Consider the following 20,575-nt stretch of genomic DNA (forward strand, 5'->3'; position numbering starts at 1 on the left):
TCCGACGCCGCCCCGCCCGTCGCCGGGATCTTCGTGGCCGCGCCGGCCGGGGGATCCGGGCCTCGACGTGCCGGAGCCCGCGTCGCACGACCTCGCCTCGGTTCCTCACGAAACAGATCGTCGAATCCCGCCCGGGAGCCACCGGTTTTACCTTACATGAAGGTAACCCTGGGAGGGTATCGGTCGGCGGGTCCGGAGCAGTACGATGACCGAGCGGAGCGGATGTGGGCAATGCCGGAGCGGTGAACCGCTTCCCTTCGCCTTCACGATGGCCTTTCACCCCATCGTCGACATCGAGAAGAACGAAATCTGGGGCTACGAGGCGCTGGTGCGCGGCACCGAGGGTCAGGGCGCCGGCTACATCCTCGGCCAGGTCAACGACGACAACCGCTACCGCTTCGACCAGGCCTGCCGCACCAAGGCGATCGAGCTGGCCGGCGGGCTGTTTCCGGCCGGCGACGTGCGGCTGTCGATCAACTTCCTGCCGAACGCCGTCTACGAGCCGGCGGCCTGCATCCGGGCGACGCTCGAGGCGGCGCGGCGGATCGGGTTCTCGCACCGGCGGATCATGTTCGAGTTCACCGAGAACGAGCGCATGACCGACGTCGCCCACGTCCAGCGCATCGTCGCCGATTACCGCCAGCGCGGCTTCCTCACCGCGCTCGACGATTTCGGCGCCGGCTATGCGGGCCTCGGCCTGCTGGCCCGGTTCCAGCCCGACCTGATCAAGCTCGACATGGAGCTGATCCGCGGCATCGCCGATTCCCCGGCCCGCCGCGCGATCGTGTCGGGCGTGATCGGCATCGCCCGGACGCTCGGCGTCGCGGTGATCGCCGAGGGGATCGAGACGCAGGACGAGCTTTCCGCCCTGCGGGAGGCCGGCATCACCCTGTTCCAGGGCTACCTGTTCGCCCGCCCCGCGGTGGCGGCCCTGCCGGAGCTGAGCCCGGCGGGGATGCGACAGGCGGCGTGAGGATCACGCCTCCAGGAGCGCGTCGATGTCGGCCGGCGTCAGCGCGCGCGTCGGGGTGCCGTCGTGGTCGAACAAGGCCTCGGCGAGCGCGCTCTTGCGGGCCTTGAGCGCTTCCATCTTCTCCTCGATGCTGCGCGCCGCGACGAGCCGGTGGACGAAGACCGGCTTGTCCTGGCCGATGCGGTGGGCGCGGTCGATCGCCTGGGCCTCCACCGCCGGGTTCCACCACGGGTCGTACAGGATCACCGTGTCGGCGCCGGTGAGGTTGAGGCCGGTGCCGCCGGCCTTGAGGCTGATCAGGAAGACCGGGACCTCGCCGGCCTCGAAGCGGGCGAGCACCGCCTCGCGGTTGCGGGTGCGCCCGGTCAGCTCGGCATGGGCGATGCCGGCCTGCACCAGGCGCGGCTTGATCAGGTCGAGCATCGCGGTGAACTGCGAGAACACCAGCACCCGGCGCCCCTCGGCGAGCAGCGCCTCGAGCAGCTCCTCCAGCCGTTCGAGCTTGGCCGAGCCGGCCTCGGCCGCGTGGTCGAGCTTCAGCAGGCGCGGGTCGCAGCAGGCCTGGCGCAGCTTGAGCAGGGCGTCGAGGACGACGATCCGGCTGCGCTCCCAGCCCTTGGCGGCGATCGCCTCGCGCACCCGGGCGTGCATCGCCAGGCGGATCGATTCGTAGAGGGCGCGCTGGGCCTCGCCCATCTCGACCTCCTCGGTGATCTCGGTCTTGGCCGGCAGGTCGCGGGCGACCTCCTCCTTGGTCCGGCGCAGCAGGAACGGCCGGATCCGCCGCGCCAGCAGCCGGCCGCGCTCGGCGTCGCCGTGCTTCTCGATCGGCGTGCGCCAGTCCCGCGCGAAGGTCCGGCGCTCGCCGAGGAGCCCCGGACAGGCGAAGGAGAACAGCGACCAGAGCTCCGCCAGGTTGTTCTCGAGCGGCGTGCCCGAGAGGCAGAACCGGTGCCGGGCGGCGAGCGAGCGGATGATCTGGGTCGTCGCCGCGTCCGGGTTCTTGATCGTCTGGGCCTCGTCGAGGACCAGGAGGTGCCACTCCTGCGCCCCGAGCACCGCCTGGTCGCGGGCGACGAGCGGGTAGGTGGTGAGCACGAGGTCGTGCCGGGGAATCGCGTCGAAATGCTCCCGGCGGCCGAGCCCGTGCAGGACCAGCACCGCGAGGCCGGGGGCGAAGCGCTCCGCCTCCCGGCGCCAGTTCGCCATCAGGCTCGTCGGCGCGACCACGAGGGCCGGACGGTCGAGGCGCCCCTCGGCCTTCTCGCGGGCGATCAGCGCCAGCGCCTGGACGGTCTTGCCCAGCCCCATGTCGTCGGCGAGGATCCCGCCGAGGCCGGCCTCGCGCAGGAAGGCGAGCCAGGACAGCCCCTCGGCCTGGTAGGGCCGCAGCTGCGCGCGAAAACCCTCCGGCGGGGCGACCGGCGGGATGCCGCCCTCGGCGAGCAGCCGCCGGCCCATGGCGCGCAGGGCCTCGCCGCCGCGCCAGGCCACCATCGCGGCCCGGCTCGCCCGCTCGAGCGCCGCGAGCGTGGCGGCGTCGACGAGGCCGAGCCTCAGGCGCCCGCCCTCGCCGGAGCCGCCGAGGCTCAGTTCGCGCAGGGCGAGCAGGATCGGCTTGAGCCGGGCCGCCGGCAGCGCCAGCGCCCGCCCGTCGGGCAGCGGCACCATCACGGGCTCGGGCGAGGCCTCGTCGAGCGCCTCGATCGAGAAGCCGGGCCGGGCCAGCAGCGCGGCCACCGGCTCGGCGAGGGGGATGCGCTCGCCCTCGACCTCGATCCCCAGATCGAGTTCGAGCCAGTCGATCCCGGTGCTCTCGTGGATCGCGAACTCGACCGCCGCGTCCGGGCGCAGCACCCGGCCGCGGAAGCTGCGATCGGTGACGATCTCGAACCCCTCCGCCGCGAGGACCGGCAGCGCCTCGGCCTGGATCGCGGTCCAGGCCTCCTCGCCGGCATCGGGCAGGAAGTCCCGGGCATGGGCTTGGTGCTGGGCGTGGCCGAGGGCCAGGGGCGTGCGGCGCTCCTGGAGCGGCGACAGGCCGTGGGCGAGGAGCCGCGCCACCGCCCGCTGCTCGGCCCGCCCATCGCGCTCCACGACTTGGAGCCGGCCGCCGGCGAGCTTGCTCGGCCGCTGCCGCGGGTCGCCGAACGGCACCGCCACCGGACCGTAGCGGAACGCGAGCGCCGCGAGGCGCACCGGCACCGGCGGCCGGCCGTAGACGTAGGGTGCCGGCACCTCGATCTGGAACAGGCGCAGCACCGGCACCGGCGGCGTGTCGACGATCCGCTCCCGCGGCGGCTCCGGCAGGCGCAGGGCGAGGCCGGGCACCGCCGCGGCCAGCGCCGCGTTGAGCGCCTGCGCCGAGGCCGCGGGCACGGCCGGCGCCGCCAGGAGGGCGGCGGCGAGGTGGGGCGGCATCCCGACCTCGATCGGCCCGACGAGCCCGGCCTCCGGGTCGAGATAGGCCGGCGGCTGGGCGGCGAGCGCCAGGACCGGCGCGCCGTCCGTCGCTTCGCAAGTCCCTTCGCAGGTCTCCCGGCCTATCCCTCGGCCCGTGCCGTCCCCGTCCGCGAGGCGCGGGTGGGGCGCCAGGGTCTCCTCGCCCTCGACCCAGTCGATCCGGCCGGGCCGGGACGGACCCGCCGCCAGGGCCGGTCCCAGCACGGTCCCGAACCGGGCCCGGCCGGTCGCCAGAACCTGCTCCAGGATCTCGGCGCCCGTCTGGTCGAGCAGCGGATAGGCCGGCGGCGCCTCGCCCTCGGCCTCGCGCTCCCGCCCGGCGAGAGCCTTGAGGATGCGCAGGTCCGACGGGCGCAGGTAGGCGCCCGGGGTCGCCGCGTGGACGACACCGTAGGGCTCGACCGGGCGGGCCTTGGCGGACATCGCCCCGCTCTTCAGGATCCGGGCCTGCATCGGTGCGACGCCGAGGCGGGACGCCGTGCCGCCGCGGCCGGGCAGGGCCAGGAGGACGTAGATCAGGCGCCGGTCGATCTCGGGCGGAAACGCCTCGCCGCCGGTCCTGCGGGCGCGGTCGAGGCTCTGGATCCAGCGTTCCAGCTCCTCCGGCAGGGCCTCGGGGCCGGCGGCGTCCCGGAGCTGGAGCAGCCGGGCCGCCCGCGTCTCGGGGGTCGGCGGGGGCGCAGGGCGCAGGGCGGTGCCCCGGAACGCCCCGAGCAGCACCGCCGCGACGTGCCGGCAATTGGTGCGGTCCCGGCAGGTGCAGAGCCCGAGGATGACGGTATCGCGGCCCGCCCTCTCGACCTCGATCGAGACGCTGTACACCGTCTTTCCGCTGCGGCTCTCGACGTCGCCCTCGAGGTAGCCGTCCCCGTCCGTCTCGACATCGAGCACCTGGCCGTTCGCCAGGTCGCTCGCGCCGTCGTGGAAGGAGGCATGCCCGCAGTTGCGCAGGATGTCGCGTTCGGTGAATGAGAGCGTCCTGCCCATCGAAACGGTGATCGCCTCCGGCCTGCCGACGGCAAGGTAGGGAGGCGGGCCGGCGCTGGGAACCGGGGGCCGGCGGAATCGGCCGTGGACGGCCGGCATGCGGAACGGATGGCTCCGCTTGCCGTTCCGGCACTCGACACCGTTAGGCGTGCAGGAGGGAACGAGCGTCTCATGACCGGACAGGCCCGATGAGCGACGAGCACCCCGTGACCGGCGAACCCGCGGCCCTCGCGCCCGCGCGCGAGACCCTGTTTCAGCCCGGCCGCACCTGCTGGTGCGTGGCGCGGGCCGAGCGGGTCGCCGTGATGGTCGATTCCGCCGAGTACTTCGCCCGGCTGGAGGAGGCCCTGCGCCAGGCGCAATCCTCGATCCTGATCGTCGGCTGGGACTTCGACGGGCGCATCCGCCTGCGCCACGACGCATCCCCGGAGGAATCGCCCCCGCTCGGTCCGCTCCTGCGCGACCTCGCGGCGCGGCGGCCGGACCTCCAGGTGCGGGTGCTGGTCTGGAGCGTCGCCACCCTGCACGGGCCGGGCGCGGCTCTGCCGCTCCTGTTCGGGGCCGAGTGGGAATCCCATCCGCGGGTCGAGCTGCGTCTCGACACCCATCACCCGCTCTACGCCGCCCACCACCAGAAGCTCGTCTGCATCGACGACCGCATCGCGTTTGCGGGCGGCATCGACCTGACGGTCGGGCGCTGGGACACCCCGGCCCACGAAGCCGGCGACCCCTTGCGCACCAACCCCGACGGGGAACTCTATCCGCCGGTCCACGACCTGCAGATGGCGGTGGACGGCGAGGCCGCGGCGCGGCTCGGCGAGATCGCCCGCGAGCGCTGGCGCGCCGCGACCGGTGAGGTGCTGGAGCCCGTGCGCGGCGCCGCGCCGGTCTGGCCGCCGGACCTGGCGCCGCTCTTCACCGACATGCCCGTCGCCGTCGCCCGCACCATGCCGCTCCAGGGCGACGAGCCGTCGGTCGAGGAGGTGGCGGCGCTCACCGCCGCGTCGCTCGCCGCGGCCCGCAAGACCCTCTACCTCGAGGCGCAGTACCTCACCGCCGACTTCGTCGCCGACGCGCTCGCCGCCCACCTCACGGCGGAGGACGGACCCGAGATCGTCGTGGTGATCACGCGCCGCTCGCACAACTTCACCGAGCGCGTCGCCATGGGTACGCCGCGCGACCGGGTGCTGCGCCGCCTGCGCGCCGTCGACCGCTTCGGGCGCCTGCTCGTCGCCTACCCGGTGGTGCCGGGCGCGCAGGGCGCCGACGAGACCGACGAGGCCGGGGATTGCGAGATCGAGGTCCACGCCAAGCTCGTCATCGTCGACGACGGGTTCCTGCGCATCGGCTCCTCGAACCTCAACAACCGCTCGGTCGCCCTCGACACCGAGTGCGACCTCGCGGTCGAGGCCCGGACCCCCGAGGAGCGCCGGGCGATCCGGGCCCTGCGCGACCGCCTGGCGGCCGAGCATCTGGGCGTGGCCCCCGAGGTGCTGGCGGAGGCCGCCGAGCGGGACGGCCTGATCGCGGCGATCCGGCGCCACATGGGCGGTCCCCGCAGCCTGCGGGTCTGCGAGGTGCCGGAGGAGGAGGGCCTGCTCGACCCCCTGGTCAGCTCCGAGCTGCTCGACCCGGAGCGGCCGTTCGGGACGGGGTAGCGGCGCCCGCCCTCCCCGCATCCCGCCACCGGAACACCGCCTCGGTCGCCGCGAAGGCGACGAGGCCGAGCGCCAGCGGGATCAGGAAGTAGATGCACCGGAAGGCGATCAGCGGGCCGATGACGTCGGTCTTCGGCAGCAGGTGCACGACCACGCTCTCGATCACCCCGACGCCGCCGGGGACGTGGGTGATGAGCACCGCCGCGTTGGCGATGACGAAGACCGAGGCGACGGCGAGGTAGCCGACGTCGGAGACCGCCATGAGCACCTGGTGCAGGCAGGCCGAGACCAGGGCGAAGTTGACGGCGCCCAGCGCCACCTGCGCGGCGGCGAGCGGCAGCGGCGGCATCTCGATCGACCAGCGCCGGAAGGTCAGCGGCTTGCGCCACCAGGCGGCGAGGGCGAGATAGCCCGCGACGAAAGCCGCGCAGGCCAGCCCCGCCGCCAGGACGGAGCCGGTGCCGAGCCCCGTCACCTCCCGGGCGAGGCCCGGATGGACCAGCACCGCGACGGCGCCGAGCGCCATCAGGCCGACCGCCACGGTGACGCCGCAGAACAGGACCGCCTTGGCGACGTCCGCGGTGCCGAGCCCCCAGCGGGTGTAGAAGCGGTAGCGGATCGCTCCGCTGCTCAGGCCCGCGAACCCGATGCTGTGGCCGAGCGAGAGGCTGATGAAGGCGGCGAGGGCCACCCGCCGGTAGGGCAGGGGCGTGCCGGCGGCGCGCAAGGCCAGCCAGTCGATGCCGGTGAGACAGAGATAGCTCGCGGCGGCAAAGCCTCCGGCCGCGAGGAGCCGGCGCGCCGGCACGGCCCGCACCGCATCGACGAGCTGGCCCGGGCTGTAGCCGGACAGCGTGCGGTAGAGCAGGTAGCCGCCGAGCACGACGCTGACGAGCGTGGCGAGGATGGTCCAGAACCGGCGCCGCCCGGAGGTCGTTTCGCGCTTATCCTGGTCGTGTGGGGTCGTCACGCGGGTTCCTCCCGGAGCGCGGTGTGGCGGGGCGCGACGGCGGGCGCGAGGTCGAGGTCGGCGACGAGGGGCAGGTGGTCGGAGGCGGTCCGGGCGAGCCGGCCCTGGACCCGGCGCACCTCCCGCACCGCGACGCCGCGGCTGACGAAGACGTGGTCGATGCGCAGGAGCGGCAGGCGGGCCGGGAAGGTCGGCCGGGCCCAGGCCCGGCGGGCGCTTCCCTCCGCGTCCGGCAGGCGCGCCGAGAGGCGGCGGTGGACGGCGGAGCCCGGCAGGGCGTTGAAGTCGCCGAGCAGCACCACGGGATCGCGGCAGGCCGGATCGCCGAGGAAGCGGGGGCCGAGGAGCGCTTCAGCCTGCGCCGCCCGCTCGTGCCGGCCGAGGCCGAGATGGGTCGTGACGACCTGGACCTCGGCGTCGCCGACGGTGATGGCCGCCCAGAGCGCGCCGCGCGGCTCGCGGCCGGCCCGTTCCGGCAGCCCCTCCGCCCGCACCAGCCGGCAGGGGAGGGCGGTCAGGATCGCGTCGCCGTAGAGCTCCTCCATCACCCGCAGCGCCGGGTGGAAGTGCGAGCGCATCCCGAGCCGGGCGGCGATCGCCTCCGCCTGGTCGATCCCGCCGGAGCGGGCGCGCCCGACATCGAGCTCCTGGAGCGCCACCACGTCGGCCCGGCAGGCCGCGATCACCGCGGCGATGCGTGCCGGGTCGAGGCGGCCGTCGCCGCCCAGGCAGCGGCGGACGTTGTAGGTGAGGACGCGGAGCAACCGGGCGGGGCCTTCCGTAGCGGGCATTCCCCTCAACGGCCGAGCCTGCACCCGGTTTCGCCGGTACGGCCACGCTTTACGCTGCGGGCGCGCTCAGGCGATGGTAGGCACGATCCCGCCCTCGACCCTGAGGCTCGCGCCGTTGGTGGCGGCGGCGAGCGGGCTCGCCAGATAGGCGACGAGGCCGGCGATCTCGTCGGGCTCGATCATCCGGGCGAGCAGCGAGAGCGGGCGGTGGACCCGGAAGAATTCCTCTTCGAGCGCCGCCGCCGGGGCGTCCGGATCGGAGGCGACGCTCTTCAAGAAGTCGACGATGCCCTCCGAGCGGGTCGGGCCGGGCAGCACGGAATTCACCGTCACGCCGGTGCCCCGGGTGCGCTGCGCCAGGCCCCGCGCGATGGTGAGCTGGGCGGTCTTCGACACCGCGTAGTGCAGCATGTCAGGCGGCGGCACGAGGCCGGATTCGCTCGACACGAACACGATCCGCCCGGAGTTCCGCGCCAGCATGCCGGGGAAGTAGGCCTGGGCGAGCCGCGCCCCCGAGACCACGTTGACCTCGAACAGGCGGTGCCAGTCCGCGTCGGTGATCGCCTCGAAGGCCTTCGATTCGTAGATGCCGAGGTTGTTGACGAGGATGTCCACCTCCGGCACCGCCGCGATCAGCGCCGCCGCGCCCTCGGCGGTCGCCGGGTCGGCCAGCACCGTGCGGGGCGGCGTCGCGCCGGGCTCGGCCGCGATCGATCGCGCCGCCGCGTCGAGCTTCTCCCGGTTGCGGCCGGGCAGCACCACCGTGGCGCCCTCCGCCGCCAGGCGGCGGGCGATGGCGAGCCCGATGCCCGCGGTGGCACCGGTGACGAGGGCGGTCCGGCCGCCGATCCTGAGGTCCATGGCTGTGTTCTCCGTGCAGGGAGACCCCGGGGGTCTCCGGTCGTGAGACCCCGAGATGACGATGCCGGCGATTGATGACCAGCGCGCGGGCCGGCACGATACTCGTGCATCGGACGCACCAATGGACCGGCCATGGACAACCGCCTGGGCGAGATGGAAGCCTTCGTCGAGGTGGCGCGGCGCGCCAGCTTCGCGGCCGCCGCCAAGGCGCTGCGGCGCACGCCCTCGGCGGTGAGCCGGGCGGTGGCGCGGCTGGAGGCGCGCCTCGGCGTCGCCCTGATCCGGCGCACCACCCGGTCGATGACCCTGACGCCGGAGGGCGAGCTCTACCTGCGCCGGGCCGCCGAGCTGATCGCCGAGTTCGCCGCGATCGAGGACGGGTTCGGCCGCGAGGCCGCGGTGCCGAGCGGCCTCCTGCGGGTCAACGCCTCGGTGCCGTTCGGCACGAAGGTGATCCTGCCGGTGCTGCCGCGCTTCCTCGCCGAGCATCCCAGGATGCGGGTCGACCTCGCCCTCACCGACGACGTGGTCGATCTCGTCGAGGCCCGGGCCGACGTGGCGATCCGCATCGGCCCCTTGCGCGACACGAGCCTGCGGGCCAGGCGCCTCGGCCGCAGCCGCCTCGCGGTGGTGGCCTCGCCGGCCTATCTCGCGCGGGCCGGCACGCCCGCCCACCCGGACGCCCTCGCCGACCACAACTGCCTCGCCTTCAGCTTCCGCCGCTCCCTCGACACCTGGCCGTTCCTCGTCGACGGGGCGGTGTCGCAGCGGCCGGTGCGCGGCAACTTCCTGGGCAATTCCGGCGAGGTGGTGCGGCGGATGGCGCTCGGCGGGGCGGGGCTCGCCCGCCTCGCCCGCTTCCACGTCGAGGACGATCTCCTGGCCGGCCGCCTCGTGCCGGTGCTGGAGGCCTTCAGCCCCGGCGACGCCGAGGACATCCACGCGCTCTATGCCGGGCAGGAGCGGCTGTCCCGGCGCATCCGCTGCTTCGTCGATTTCCTCGCCGCGCACGCGGCCCTGCGGGACTGACCGGCAGCGACCGCCGCGGACGCAGGGTCAAGGAATCGGGACGCCCGATCATGGAACCGCTCGGGCTAGCGCGGCACAACGCTTGCTCCATCCGGGGGACCGCCCCCCTGCTCCTGCCTTGCCGCTGCGGAGTCGCGTTCGATGATGTCGTTCTGGTTCTCTCGTCTCGCCGCCGCCCTGCGCGGCCTGCTGCCCGGCCGGCCGCAGCCCGATCCCGGCACCTGGATCCTGCTCGGCGACGGGCGCGGCGTCTCGTGGTCGGGCGACGCGGAGGCGCCCGCCCTCACCGGCCCCACTCCTCCGCCTGCGCGGTGATCCATGCGCGGAACGAGGCCACCTTCGGGGCGTCGGTCTCGGTCGGGGTGACGAGGAAGAAGCCGTAGGGGCTCGCCACCTCGTCGGGGAAGGGCCGCACCAGGCCGGTCGCGCCCTGCCCGATGCCGGCGACGAGGTCGCCCCCGAGCACCCGCGTGGCGAGGCCGACCCCGCCGCCAGCGGTGGCGCATTGCAGCACCATGAAGGTGTGGGTGAAGCGGGGGCCGCGCGAGGCGTCGATGCCGGGAACCCCGGCGGCGGCGAGCCATTGCGGCCAGCCCACCGCCTCGAGGTCGATCGGGTCGTCGTCGTGCAGCAGGGTGTGGCGCGCCAGGTCCCCGGGCGTGCGCAGCGGCGGCGTGCCGTCGCGAAGATGCGGGCTGCAGACCGGAAACACCACGTCGTGCATCAGGAGGTCGGAGCGCAGGCCCGGATAGCGGCCGCGCCCGTGCCGGATCGCCAGGTCCGCGTCGTCGCGGGCGAAATCGACCAGGCGGTTGTTGGCGACCACCCGCACGTCGAGGTCGGGATGCCGCGCGCGGAAGCTGCCGATGCGCGGGATCAGCCACAGGCTGGCGAAGGAATGGGTGGTGCTCACCGTGAGCACGTGGTCCCGGCCCAGGCGCTGCAGCCGGGCGCTCGCCTCGGCGAGCTGGTCCAGAACCTCGCCGGCGGCGGCCGCGAAGCGCTGGCCGGCCGGCGTCAGGGCGACGCCGCGGCTCGGCAGGCGGCGGAACAGGGGAAGGCCGAACCAGCCCTCCAGGATCTTCACCTGCTGGGCCACCGCGCCGGCGCTGACCCCGAGCTCGTCCCCGGCCTCGTGGAAGGTCGCGTGGCGCGAGGCGGCCTCGAAGGCCCGCACGGCGTTGAGCGGCGGCAGGCGGCGGCGGGGTCCGAGATCGAGAGCCATGGTGCAGATCTCCCGCTGGCCCAGATTTCCTGAGGCGAAGGACGAGGCGATCTGGTTTGCGCGCGCGGTGCCCGAAAGGCAATCTCTCCCTCACGAACCCGATCGTCCGACCTGGAGAGAGCCATGACGAGCCTCGTCGCTGGCCGAGGAAACCTGCGCCTCGTTCCTACCCTCCGCCTCGCGCCCGCGCGCCGGCGCGACCCCGTCGCGCTTCTCGAGCGGCTCGAGCTCTGGGCCGACCGCCGCCGGGAGCGGCGCGCCCTGATGACCTGCCCCGACGGGCTCCTCAAGGATGTCGGTCTGTCGCGGGCCGACGCGATGCGCGAGGCGGACAAGCCGTTCTGGCGCGATTGAGCGCCGGGCGGATTGCACCGCAAGGACCGGGATGCCGCGGGGGCATCCCGTGCGCCAAGCTGCGGCGTCCTCACGGGAGAATCTGATGCAGCCCGCTGCCAACCGCCCGATGACCCCCGCCGAATGGGGCCTGCTCCTCTGCCTCTCGGTCCTGTGGGGCGGCTCGTTCTTCTTCGTCGGGGTCGCCCTGTCGGCGCTGCCGCCCCTCACCCTGGTGGTCCTGCGCGTCGGCCTCGCGGCCGCGATCCTCGCCGCGGTGCTGCGGCTGCGGGGCCTGCCGATGCCGCGGGGTGCTGCGACCTGGCGCGCCTTCCTGGGGGCGGCCTTCCTCAACAACGCGGTGCCGTTCTGCCTCATCGCCTGGGGCCAGACCCACATCGCCTCGGGCCTCGCGGCGATCCTCAACGCCACGACGCCGCTCTTCGGCGTGGTGGTGGCGCACCTCCTCACCACCGACGAGCGCCTGACGGCCCACCGCCTCGCCGGCGTGCTGGCAGGTCTCGCGGGCGTCGCCGTGATGATCGGGCCCTCGCTGCTCGCCGGCCTCGGCGCGGAGTTCCTGGCGCAGGGCGCGATCCTGCTCGCGGCCCTCTCCTACGCCTTCGCGGGGATCTACGGCCGGCGGTTCAAGCGCATGGGCGTCCCGCCGCTCGCGGCCGCCGCCGGCCAGGTCACGGCCGCGACCGCCCTGCTGCTGCCCGTCGCCCTCGTGGTCGACCGGCCCTGGACCCTGTCGCTGCCCCCGGTCCCGGTGGTCGCGGCGGTCGTCGGCCTCGCCGCGCTCTCGACCGCCTTGGCCTACGTGATCTTCTTCCGCCTGCTGGCGAGCGCCGGGGCGACGAACCTGATGCTCGTCACCTTCCTGATCCCGGTCTCGGCGCTCATCCTCGGTGCCCTGGTTCTGGGCGAGCCGGTGGTGGGACGCCAGCTCCTCGGCATGGCGCTGATCGGCGCCGGGCTGGTGGCGATCGACGGGCGGTTGCTGCACCGGCGGAAGGCGGAGGCCGTGCCCGGGAGGTCGTGACCTCGGCTCCGCCGGACGCGGGCCCGCCGTCGGCGGGCGGGCCCGGCCGAGCGTCGGATCAGGCGCCGGGGGCCTGCGGCCGCAGGGCGGCGTAGCTCGTCATCAGGTTGCGGTAGTCCGGGATGTGGTCGCCGAGCAGCGTCGCCAGTCCCTCGACGTCCCGGCGCCAGTCGCGGTGCAGCTCGCAGGCGACCGCGAACCAGTTCACCAGCTGCACGCCCGCCGCCGACATCCGGTTCCACGCCCCGTCGCGCACCAGCGGGTTGAAGGTGCCGGAGGCATCCGTGACGGCGAAGACCTCGTAGCCCTCCGCGATCGCCGACAGGGCCACGAAGGCGACGCAGACCTCGGTGACGACGCCCGCGATGACGAGCTGCTTGCGCCCCGTGGCCTTCACGGCGGCGACGAAATCGGGGTTGTCCCAGGCGTTGATCTGGCCCGGGCGGGCGATGAACGGCGCGTCCGGGAACTTCGCCTTCAGCTCCGGCATGATCGGGCCGTTCGGGCCGTCCTCGAAGCTGGTGGTGAGGATGGTCGGGAGCTCGAAGTAGGCGGCGAGGTCGGCCACCGCCAGCACGTTGTTCTTGAACCGGTCGGGATCGATGTCGCGCACCAGCGACATCAGGCCGGCCTGGTGGTCGACCAGGAGGACGACGGCCTGGTCGAGGTCGAGGCGATTGTACGGCTTGCTCATGGTCGTCTCCATCGGGGCGCCCGGCGGCGCGGTGTCGAGGGAGGCAGTGTGTCCCTGGTGTTTCTGTTTGAAAATAGAAACGATCGAAACCGATCGTTTCCAAGATATCGACCATGGGCGGCAAGGGCATAGCGGGAAGGGCATGGGCTGGAAGGGGCCGCCGCGCCGGTCGCGTGCCGCCTCACGCCACGACGAGCACGTGCACGTCGATGACGGTGCCCGGCCGGTCGGTGGCGAAGCGGCCGTCGTAGAGCTCGAAATCCGGGCTGTCGGCCACCGCGAGCCCCGAGGCCGGGCTCGGCGGCGAGGCGCCGGGCCGCCCGCACCAGGCGGCGCGCGCGGACATGCGCCATCGGCGCGAGACCCATCCGGGCGGTGAACAGGCGCGAGAAGTGGTAGGGCGAGAGCCCCGCCCGGTCGGCGAGGCGCGCGAGCGTCAGGCGCTCGTCGAGCCGGCCCTCGATCCAGGCGAGGGTGTCGGCGACGAGGTCGGGGGCGGGCGGTCGGTCCATGCCGGTCACCATGCCGGAGCCGAGCCCCGTCCGTCCTGACCGGTCTTGCGGGCGGCGCCCCGGCGGGCGTTCCCCCGAGACCGACTGTCGAGATCGCCCACGCTGTCGTAGGATGCGGCCGGGACGGCCGTCGTCGCGCGCGTCGCGGCGGCCCGCCCGGCGCGAATGCCCGCGCTCCGACGAAACGGCCTGGCCCCATCGATCCTGACGCACCGCGCGGCCAACGCGCGGGCTCATCTCCGGGAGGACGCCCCTTCATGCCCGATACCGAGACCCGGGACCCCGCCGCGCTGCTCGCGCGCCTTCCCGCCGCCCTCGCGGCCGCCATGGCGGCCCCGGCCTACGCCGCGCACCTCGCCGGGATCGATCCCGCCGCGGTCACCGACCGCGCCGCGCTCGCCCGCCTGCCGGTGCTGCGCAAGGGCGAGATGCCGGCGCGCCAGCGCGAGGCGCTGCCCTTCGGCGGCTTCGTGCCGGGGCCGGCCGGCGGGTTTGCCCGCCTGTTCACCTCGCCGGGGCCGATCTTCGAGCCGCAGCGATCGGGCGAGGATCCGTGGGGCGGCGCGCCGGCGCTCAGGGCCGCCGGCTTCCGGGCCGGCGAGGTCGTCCTCAACACCTTCGGCTACCACCTCACGCCGGGCGGTTTCATCTTCGACACCGCCGCCCGGGCGCTCGGCTGCGCGGTCATCCCGGCCGGGCCCGGCAACACCGAGCAGCAGCTCGACCTGATCGAGGCCTACCGGCCGGCGGGCTATGTCGGCACGCCGGACTTCCTCAAGGTGCTGCTCGATTCAGGCGGGACGGCCGGGCGGGACGTGTCGTCGCTCACCAAGGCGCTGGTCTCGGGCGCCGCCTTCCCGGCCTCGCTGCAGGCCGAACTCAAGGGGCGCGGCATCGCCGCCGCCCAAGCCTACGCCACGGCGGATGTCGGCTTCATCGCCTACGAGACGCCGGGGGAGCCGGGCCTCCTCGTCGCCGACGGGCTGATCCTCGAGATCGTGCGGCCGGGCACCGGCGATCCGGTGCCGGAGGGCGAGGTCGGCGAGATCGTCGTCACGGTGCTCGACCTCGACCGGCCGCTGATCCGCTACGCGCTCGGCGACCTCACGGCGACCCTGCCGGGCGGCGCCCGCATCCGCGGCTGGATGGGCCGGGCCGACCAGGCCGCCAAGGTGAAGGGCATGTTCGTGCGCCCCGAGCAGGTCGCCGAGATCGCCCGCCGCCACCCCGAGCTCGGCCGCCTGCGCCTGGTGGTGACCCGGGCCGGCGAGGCCGACGCCATGACGCTGCGGGCCGAGGCCGGGAGCGCGGACACCGCCCTGGCCGAGGCGGTGTCCGAGACCCTGCGGGCGGTGACGAAGCTGCGCGGCACCGTCGAGGTCGTGGCCCCCGGCAGCCTGCCGAACGACGGCAAGGTCATCGCCGACGAGCGGCCGGTGGGCTGAGGGAGGGGCGGCCGCCGGGGTTGGGCAGACGCCGGGCTTGGGCGTCCGCCGGTCTTGGGCGGGCGTCCGCTCGCCCGGGGCGTCAGGCCGCCCGGACCTGAGCCAGGAAGCGATCGACCTCCGCCGAGATGGCCTCGGACTGGCGCGACAGATCGGAGGCCGAGGCGAGGACCCGGGCGGCGGCCGCCCCCGTCGCCTCGGCGGCGCCCGCCACCCCGGCGATGTTGCCGGTGACCTCGCCGGTGCCGTCCGCCGCCTGCGCGATGTTGCGGACGATCTCCTGGGTCGCCGCGCCCTGCTCCTCGACCGCCGCGGCGATCGAGGTCGCGACGCCGGAGATCTCCTCGATCCGCGCGGTGATCGTGCCGATCGCGCCGGCCGCCTGCCCGGTCGAGGCCTGGATCGCGGCGATCTGCGAGGTGATCTCCTCGGTGGCGCGCGCCGTCTGGCCGGCGAGTTCCTTCACCTCGGCCGCCACCACGGCAAAGCCGCGGCCGGCGGCCCCTGCGCGGGCGGCCTCGATGGTGGCGTTGAGCGCGAGCAGGTTGGTCTGCGCCGCGATCGACGAGATCAGCCCGACCACGTCGCCGATGCGGGCGGTGGCCTCGGTCAGCGCCCGGACCTGGTGGGCGGTCTGCCCGGCCTCCGCGACGGCCGACTGCGCCAGCCGGGCCGAGCTGTCGACCTGGCGGCCGATCTCCTGAACCGAGGCGCCGAGTTCCTCGGCCGCCACCGCCACGGTGCCGACATTCGACGAGGCCTGCTCGGCGGCGGTCGCCGCGGTGGTGGATTGCACGGCGGTCTCGCGGGCGGTCGCCGTCATGGTCTCGGCGGTGCCGCGCAGGTCCCGCACGGCGGTCGCCACGGTTCCGACCACGCCGGTGATCGCGGCCTCGAAGCCCCGGATCAGCGCGTCGAGCGCGGCGGCGCGGCGCATCCGCCGCAGTTCCTCGGCGTCGCTCTCGCCCCGCAGCCGCTCGCGCTCGATCGCGTTGTCGCGGAAGACCAGCACGGTGCGGGCCATCGCCCCGACCTCGTCGCGCCGCCCGGTCTCCGGCACCGCGAGGTCGGTGCGTCCCTCCGACAAGGCGGTCATCGCGGCGCGCAGGCGCTCCATCGGCCGCACGATCGAGCGGACGATCATCAGCGAGGCGCCGCCGAGGACGAGCACGATGAGAAGCGCCGCGAGGGCGAGGCGCTCGACCTGGGCGACGACCATCGCCCTCAGGTCGCTGACGTAGTCGCTGGTCCCGATGTAGAAATCGTAGGGTGCGTAGAGGCGGAAGAGCCCGATCTTCGGCACCGCCGCGGTCTCGCCCTCGGGAATCCAGGTGTAGCGGAAGGTCGCCGCGCCGTCGCGCTTGGCCCGCGGCATCACGTCGGCGACGTAGCGGAACCCCGTCGGGTCGGTCACGCCCATGAGGTTGCGGCCGACCACCTTGGCGGCCGGATGCGCGATCACCGTGCCGGCGCTGTCGTTCACGAACAGGTAGTTGTCGCGCCCGTGCCGCATCGCCGCGATGTCGGCGAGCGCGGCCTCGCGGGCCGCAGCCTCGGTGATCTCGCCCTTGATCGCCTTCTGCCGGTAGCGCTCGACGAGGTTGGCGGCGGCCTCGGTGATGAGCGACAGGCGCTCGATGCGCTGCGCCAGCATCGCCTCGTACTGATGGTTGAGCGCGATCCCGCCCAAGGCGACCAGGCTCGTGGCGGCGAGCGCGATCAGCAGCGCGAACTTGCGGGGAAGGGTGAGCACGAACATGGGGCGGCCACTCCGGATCCGGACCCTGCCGGATGTCCGCCGGGAAATAGAGGCTGGAAAGTGAAGGCCTGGTTTATTTTGTTAGCTCTTGCTGCGGCGTTCGGATCCTCGCCGAGATCTTGCCGCTGCGGCAGCCTATGCGGAGATGCGGCCGCCCGCGCGGTCCGGCGTCGCCGGCTGCACGGTCGATAGACGATGCGAGGCCCTACCCGACCCCGGCCCGCAGGGTCCCGCGTCGGCGCACCGGCACCGCGACGGCGTCCGCGACCTCGTCCTGCGTCTCGCCTCTGGCGAGCGGCTGCGTCTCGCCTCTGGCGAGCGCCAGGACCATGCCGGTGAAGATCTCCTGCAATCCGTCCGTCGAGAGGCGCCCGCCCGGCTTGTACCAGGTGCAGATGCCCGACAGCATCGCGAGGATGGCGAGCGTCGCCATCCGGGTATCGGCGAGGCGGAACTCGCCGGTGGCGCGGCCGTGGTCGAGGATGTCGCCGAGCTTGCGCTCGTAGTCGCGTCGCATCGCCACCACGGCGGCGAGGTTGTCGGGCTCGAGGCTGCGCAGCTCCGAGTAGCAGATGAACACCTCCTGCGGCCGCGCGACGTGGTAGGCGACGTGGAACTCTGTGAACCGGGTCAGCCGCGCCTCGGCGCTGCCCTCCGCCAGCAGCGCCGAATCGAGCGCGGCGTGCAGGTCGAGCATGTGGCCGCGGATGAGGTCGAACAGGAATTCCTGCTTGTTGCGAAAGTAGTTGTAGAGCGAGCCCTGCTGGATGCCGACCTCGGCCGCGAGCTGGCGCAGGCTCATCGCGGCGTAGCCGTGGGTGGCGATGAGGCTGAGCCCCGCCCGCCGGATGGCCTCCTCGGTCCGCGGTCCCGACGAGCCTGCGATACGCGCCATGCTGCCCTTGATCCTGCCCTCGCGGGGCTGATCGCCCCTCGACTTTCGTCGCGCCAGTGTAGCACTTGACGCTCGGAAAAAAACAGTCGAACGTATTTTCACGACGGATGACCCGGACGCATACCGGGCATCCGCCACAGGCAGAGCGGCGCCGGACACGAGCGCGGCCGCCATCCCAGGGAGGGTCAGGCGTGGCGGAAACCCTTGCGGTTCGCCAGATCTCGTTGCGCTTCGGCGGCGTGAAGGCACTGACGGATGTCAGCTTCGCGGTCGAGAAGGGCGAGCTCTTTTCGATCATCGGCCCCAACGGCGCCGGCAAGACCTCGATGATCAACTGCATCTCGGGCCGCTACAAGCCGTCCGAGGGCCAGATCCTGCTCGACGGCCGCGACATCACCAAGGCGACGCCGAACCAGCGCCCCAAGCTCGGCATCGGCCGGACCTTCCAGAACCTCGCGCTGTTCCACCACATGAGCGTGCTCGACAACATCCTGGTCGGGCGCCACCACCTGATGCGCAACAACTTCGTCACCGGCTCGCTCTACTGGCTGCCGGGGGTGCGGAGCGAGGAACTGGCCCATCGCCGCCGGGTGGAGGAGATCGTCGATTTCCTCGACCTCCAGGCCTACCGCAAGGCGCCGGCCGGCACCCTCTCCTACGGCCTGCGCAAGCGGGTGGAACTCGCCCGCGCCATGGCGCTCGAGCCCAAGCTGATCCTCCTCGACGAGCCGATGGCCGGCATGAACCTCGAGGAGAAGGAGGACATGGCCCGCTACATCGTCGACCTCAACGAGGAGTTCGGCATGACCGTCGTGATGATCGAGCACGACATGGGCGTGGTCATGGACATCTCGCACCGCGTCATGGTGCTCGATTTCGGCCGCCGCATCGCGCTCGGCCGCCCCGAGGCGGTCCTCGCCGATCCGCACGTCCGCAAGGCCTATCTCGGCGAGGACGACGAGGAGCCGGCGGCTCCCGAACCCGCGAGGGCCGCGTCGTGACGACCGATTTCGCTGCGATCGCGCAAGCCGCCGACACCTTCCCGAAGCTGCTGCGCCGCAACGCCGCCGCGCATGCGGACGAGGTGGCGCTCCGCGAAAAGATCTTCGGGCTGTGGCGCCCGACGACGTGGGGCGAGTACCACGCCCGCACCCGCGCCTTCGCGCTCGGCCTCTCCGATCTCGGCATCGACGGCGGCGACGTGGTCGGGCTCATCGGCGACAACCGGCCCGACTGGGTGGCCGGCGAGATCGCCGCCCATGCGCTCGGCGCCCTGTCGCTCGGCCTCTACCGCGACGCGCTCGAGGACGAGGTCCAGTATCTGCTGGCCTTCGCCGAGGTGAAGGCGGTGATCGCCGAGGACGAGGAGCAGGTCGACAAGCTCCTGAACCTCGCCGATCAGGTCCCGAGCCTGCGCCACATCGTGTATTGCGACCCCCGCGGGATGCGCAAGTACGACGATCCCCGGCTGATCTCGGCCGACGCGCTCGCCGCCCGCGGCGAGGCGATGCACGCCGCCGATCCCGGCCTCTACGACCGCATGGTCGATGCGACCGACGCCGAGGCGGTGGCGATCCTCTGCACCACGTCCGGCACCACGGCGCGGCCGAAGCTCGCGATGCTGAGCGGTGGCCGGGTCCTGCGCCACTGCGCCCGCTACCTCGCCGCCGACCCGAAGGGGCCGCAGGACGATTACGTCTCGGTGCTGCCGCTGCCCTGGATCATGGAGCAAGTCTACGCGCTGGGTCAGGCTCTGCTCTCTCGCATGAAGGTCAACTTCGTCGAGGACGCCGACACCCTGATGCACGATTTCCGGGAGATCGCCCCGACCTTCGTGCTGTTCGCCCCGCGGGTCTGGGAGGCGGTGGCCGCCGACGTGCGTGCCCGGATGATGGACGCCTCGCCGTTCAAGCGCGCCCTCTACGAGCGCGGCATGAAGATGGGGCTCGCGGCCCTCGACCAGGGCACGCACTCCGCGGCCGCCGAGGCCCTGCTGTTCCGGGCGCTCCGCGACCGGCTCGGCTTCACGCGGCTCACCTCCGCGGCGACCGGCGGGGCGGCGCTCGGCCCCGACACGTTCCGGTTCTTCCGCGCCATGGGCGTGCCCTTGCGCCAGCTCTACGGCCAGACCGAGACGCTCGGCGCCTACACCTTGCACCGGGGCAAGACGGTCGATTTCGACACGGTCGGCGTGCCGTTCGACGACAGCATCGAGATCCGGGTGCTCGACCCCGACCGCAACGGCATCGGCGAGGTGCTGGCGCGCCACGCCAACATGTTCCACGGCTACTACAAGGCCGGCCCCGACACCCCGAGCGACGTGCGCGACGGCTGGATGCACACCGGGGATGCCGGCTACGTCGACAGGAAGGGCGAGCTCGTCGTCATCGACCGGATCAAGGATCTCGCCGTCAACATCCACGGCGAGCGCTTCTCGCCGCAATACATCGAGAACAAGCTGAAGTTCTCGCCCTACGTGGCCGAGGCCGTGATCCTCGGCGCCGGGCGCGAGTACCTGGCGGCGCTGATCTGCATCCGCTACGCGGTGGTGGCGAAATGGGCCGAGAAGAACCGCATCGCCTTCACGACCTATTCCGACCTCGCCTCGAAGCCGGCGGTGATCGAGCTGATCCGCCGTGAGGTCGAGAAGGTCAATGCCGGGCTCACCGACGTGCAGCGCGTCGCCAAGTTCGTGCTCCTCTACAAGGAGCTCGACGCCGACGACGGCGAGCTGACCCGCACCCGCAAGGTCCGCCGCGGCGTCATCAACGAGAAATACGCCGATCTGATCGACACGATCTATGCCGGCGCGCCGAGCTACCGGGTCGATACGGTGATCCGGTTCCAGGACGGCACGACCCAGCGCATCCGCACCACCCTGCCGGTGATCGACCTCACGGCGGCCCCCGCCATCCTCGCCGCCGCCGAATAGGGC

At 73.3% G+C, this 20,575-nt stretch carries 18 protein-coding genes; 9 read left to right on the forward strand and 9 right to left on the reverse strand.

Annotated features, from left to right (window positions below; all coding sequences use genetic code 11):
• Nucleotides 1-205 precede the first annotated feature (205 nt).
• Nucleotides 206-973: an EAL domain-containing protein gene (locus tag BMX97_RS02735; RefSeq protein ID WP_091745210.1), complete on the forward strand. Its 768-nt coding sequence runs from the start codon at nt 206-208 to the stop codon at nt 971-973.
• 3 nt (nt 974-976) lie between these two features.
• Here BMX97_RS02735 and BMX97_RS02740 read toward each other — a convergent pair whose 3' ends face one another.
• Nucleotides 977-4,423, reverse strand: coding sequence for a DEAD/DEAH box helicase (locus tag BMX97_RS02740; RefSeq protein ID WP_091745213.1), 3,447 nt, complete (start codon nt 4,421-4,423; stop codon nt 977-979).
• Between the two features lie 188 nt (nt 4,424-4,611).
• Here BMX97_RS02740 and BMX97_RS02745 point away from each other — a divergent pair, with 188 nt between their 5' ends.
• Nucleotides 4,612-6,081 carry a phospholipase D-like domain-containing protein gene (locus tag BMX97_RS02745; RefSeq protein WP_091745215.1) on the forward strand — a complete coding sequence of 490 codons (1,470 nt, stop codon included), beginning with the start codon at nt 4,612-4,614 and terminating at the stop codon, nt 6,079-6,081.
• Here BMX97_RS02745 and BMX97_RS02750 read toward each other — a convergent pair.
• The 3 genes from BMX97_RS02750 to BMX97_RS02760 form a co-directional block, all read right to left on the reverse strand.
• Nucleotides 6,035-7,051 carry a lysylphosphatidylglycerol synthase transmembrane domain-containing protein gene (locus tag BMX97_RS02750; protein WP_091745217.1) on the reverse strand — a complete coding sequence of 339 codons (1,017 nt, stop codon included), beginning with the start codon at nt 7,049-7,051 and terminating at the stop codon, nt 6,035-6,037. The genes BMX97_RS02745 and BMX97_RS02750 overlap by 47 nt on opposite strands.
• Nucleotides 7,048-7,815, reverse strand: coding sequence for an endonuclease/exonuclease/phosphatase family protein (locus BMX97_RS02755; protein ID WP_091745218.1), 768 nt, complete (start codon nt 7,813-7,815; stop codon nt 7,048-7,050). The genes BMX97_RS02750 and BMX97_RS02755 overlap by 4 nt, the downstream gene beginning before the upstream one ends.
• A gap of 93 nt (nt 7,816-7,908) precedes the next feature.
• Nucleotides 7,909-8,703 carry an SDR family NAD(P)-dependent oxidoreductase gene (locus BMX97_RS02760; RefSeq protein ID WP_091745220.1) on the reverse strand — a complete coding sequence of 265 codons (795 nt, stop codon included), beginning with the start codon at nt 8,701-8,703 and terminating at the stop codon, nt 7,909-7,911.
• Nucleotides 8,704-8,835: 132 nt separating this feature from the next.
• On the opposite strand from BMX97_RS02760, the gene BMX97_RS02765 reads away from it, so the two are divergent.
• Entirely contained in the window at nt 8,836-9,732 is an 897-nt protein-coding gene (locus BMX97_RS02765; RefSeq protein WP_091745222.1) for a LysR substrate-binding domain-containing protein, read from the forward strand.
• A gap of 141 nt (nt 9,733-9,873) precedes the next feature.
• On the forward strand, nt 9,874-10,047 hold the full coding sequence (locus tag BMX97_RS32670; protein ID WP_177202106.1) for a hypothetical protein: 174 nt from the start codon (nt 9,874-9,876) through the stop codon (nt 10,045-10,047).
• On the opposite strand, the gene gcvA is transcribed toward BMX97_RS32670, so the two are convergent.
• Entirely contained in the window at nt 10,016-10,957 is a 942-nt protein-coding gene (gene gcvA, locus BMX97_RS02770) for a transcriptional regulator GcvA (RefSeq protein ID WP_091745224.1), read from the reverse strand. The two genes, BMX97_RS32670 and gcvA, sit on opposite strands and share 32 nt — an antisense overlap.
• Nucleotides 10,958-11,080: 123 nt before the next feature.
• Here gcvA and BMX97_RS02775 point away from each other — a divergent pair, with 123 nt between their 5' ends.
• On the forward strand, nt 11,081-11,311 hold the full coding sequence (locus tag BMX97_RS02775; RefSeq protein WP_091745226.1) for a DUF1127 domain-containing protein: 231 nt from the start codon (nt 11,081-11,083) through the stop codon (nt 11,309-11,311).
• Nucleotides 11,312-11,396: 85 nt separating this feature from the next.
• Nucleotides 11,397-12,335, forward strand: a complete 939-nt coding sequence (locus BMX97_RS02780) for a DMT family transporter (RefSeq protein ID WP_091745229.1) — start codon at nt 11,397-11,399, stop codon at nt 12,333-12,335.
• Nucleotides 12,336-12,393: 58 nt separating this feature from the next.
• Here the strand turns inward: BMX97_RS02780 and ycaC are convergent, their stop codons facing one another.
• Together ycaC and BMX97_RS33495 are read right to left on the reverse strand one after the other, a co-directional pair.
• Complete coding sequence (ycaC, locus tag BMX97_RS02785) at nt 12,394-13,029, reverse strand: isochorismate family cysteine hydrolase YcaC (protein ID WP_091745231.1); 636 nt, start codon at nt 13,027-13,029, stop codon at nt 12,394-12,396.
• A gap of 181 nt (nt 13,030-13,210) precedes the next feature.
• Entirely contained in the window at nt 13,211-13,375 is a 165-nt protein-coding gene (locus BMX97_RS33495; protein WP_244538251.1) for a hypothetical protein, read from the reverse strand.
• A 423-nt stretch (nt 13,376-13,798) separates the two neighbouring features.
• On the opposite strand from BMX97_RS33495, the gene BMX97_RS02795 reads away from it, so the two are divergent.
• Nucleotides 13,799-14,986, forward strand: a complete 1,188-nt coding sequence (locus tag BMX97_RS02795; protein WP_091745233.1) for a phenylacetate--CoA ligase family protein — start codon at nt 13,799-13,801, stop codon at nt 14,984-14,986.
• Nucleotides 14,987-15,068: 82 nt separating this feature from the next.
• Here the strand turns inward: BMX97_RS02795 and BMX97_RS02800 are convergent, their stop codons facing one another.
• Both BMX97_RS02800 and BMX97_RS02805 read right to left on the reverse strand, forming a co-directional pair.
• The gene (locus BMX97_RS02800; protein WP_091745235.1) at nt 15,069-16,745 is read right to left on the reverse strand and encodes a methyl-accepting chemotaxis protein; all 1,677 of its coding nucleotides are present in this window, start codon (nt 16,743-16,745) and stop codon (nt 15,069-15,071) included.
• Between the two features lie 205 nt (nt 16,746-16,950).
• A complete protein-coding gene (locus BMX97_RS02805) occupies nt 16,951-17,640 on the reverse strand; it encodes a TetR/AcrR family transcriptional regulator (RefSeq protein ID WP_091745237.1) in 690 nt (229 codons plus the stop codon).
• 191 nt (nt 17,641-17,831) lie between these two features.
• Here BMX97_RS02805 and BMX97_RS02810 point away from each other — a divergent pair, with 191 nt between their 5' ends.
• Together BMX97_RS02810 and BMX97_RS02815 are read left to right on the forward strand one after the other, a co-directional pair.
• Nucleotides 17,832-18,641 (forward strand): ABC transporter ATP-binding protein, encoded by an 810-nt coding sequence (locus tag BMX97_RS02810; RefSeq protein WP_091745239.1) that lies wholly within the window; start codon nt 17,832-17,834, stop codon nt 18,639-18,641.
• Nucleotides 18,638-20,572 (forward strand): long-chain fatty acid--CoA ligase, encoded by a 1,935-nt coding sequence (locus BMX97_RS02815; RefSeq protein WP_091745241.1) that lies wholly within the window; start codon nt 18,638-18,640, stop codon nt 20,570-20,572. The genes BMX97_RS02810 and BMX97_RS02815 overlap by 4 nt, the downstream gene beginning before the upstream one ends.
• The last annotated feature ends 3 nt before the right edge of the window (nt 20,573-20,575 follow it).

The sequence above is a fragment of the Methylobacterium sp. ap11 genome (assembly GCF_900110515.1).
GTDB classification, from domain to species: domain Bacteria; phylum Pseudomonadota; class Alphaproteobacteria; order Rhizobiales; family Beijerinckiaceae; genus Methylobacterium; species Methylobacterium ajmalii.

What these genes read in the sequence shown, in the direction of transcription:
- BMX97_RS02735 (WP_091745210.1), top strand. Translation starts at nt 206, where the DNA reads ATGACCGAGCGGAGCGGATGTGGGCAATGCCGGAGCGGTGAACCGCTT.
- BMX97_RS02740 (WP_091745213.1), bottom strand. Translation starts at nt 4,423, where the DNA reads ATGGGCAGGACGCTCTCATTCACCGAACGCGACATCCTGCGCAACTGC.
- BMX97_RS02745 (WP_091745215.1), top strand. Translation starts at nt 4,612, where the DNA reads ATGAGCGACGAGCACCCCGTGACCGGCGAACCCGCGGCCCTCGCGCCC.
- BMX97_RS02760 (WP_091745220.1), bottom strand. Translation starts at nt 8,703, where the DNA reads ATGGACCTCAGGATCGGCGGCCGGACCGCCCTCGTCACCGGTGCCACC.
- BMX97_RS02765 (WP_091745222.1), top strand. Translation starts at nt 8,836, where the DNA reads ATGGACAACCGCCTGGGCGAGATGGAAGCCTTCGTCGAGGTGGCGCGG.
- BMX97_RS32670 (WP_177202106.1), top strand. Translation starts at nt 9,874, where the DNA reads ATGATGTCGTTCTGGTTCTCTCGTCTCGCCGCCGCCCTGCGCGGCCTG.
- gcvA (WP_091745224.1), bottom strand. Translation starts at nt 10,957, where the DNA reads ATGGCTCTCGATCTCGGACCCCGCCGCCGCCTGCCGCCGCTCAACGCC.
- BMX97_RS02775 (WP_091745226.1), top strand. Translation starts at nt 11,081, where the DNA reads ATGACGAGCCTCGTCGCTGGCCGAGGAAACCTGCGCCTCGTTCCTACC.
- BMX97_RS02780 (WP_091745229.1), top strand. Translation starts at nt 11,397, where the DNA reads ATGCAGCCCGCTGCCAACCGCCCGATGACCCCCGCCGAATGGGGCCTG.
- ycaC (WP_091745231.1), bottom strand. Translation starts at nt 13,029, where the DNA reads ATGAGCAAGCCGTACAATCGCCTCGACCTCGACCAGGCCGTCGTCCTC.
- BMX97_RS33495 (WP_244538251.1), bottom strand. Translation starts at nt 13,375, where the DNA reads ATGTCCGCGCGCGCCGCCTGGTGCGGGCGGCCCGGCGCCTCGCCGCCG.
- BMX97_RS02795 (WP_091745233.1), top strand. Translation starts at nt 13,799, where the DNA reads ATGCCCGATACCGAGACCCGGGACCCCGCCGCGCTGCTCGCGCGCCTT.
- BMX97_RS02800 (WP_091745235.1), bottom strand. Translation starts at nt 16,745, where the DNA reads ATGTTCGTGCTCACCCTTCCCCGCAAGTTCGCGCTGCTGATCGCGCTC.
- BMX97_RS02805 (WP_091745237.1), bottom strand. Translation starts at nt 17,640, where the DNA reads ATGGCGCGTATCGCAGGCTCGTCGGGACCGCGGACCGAGGAGGCCATC.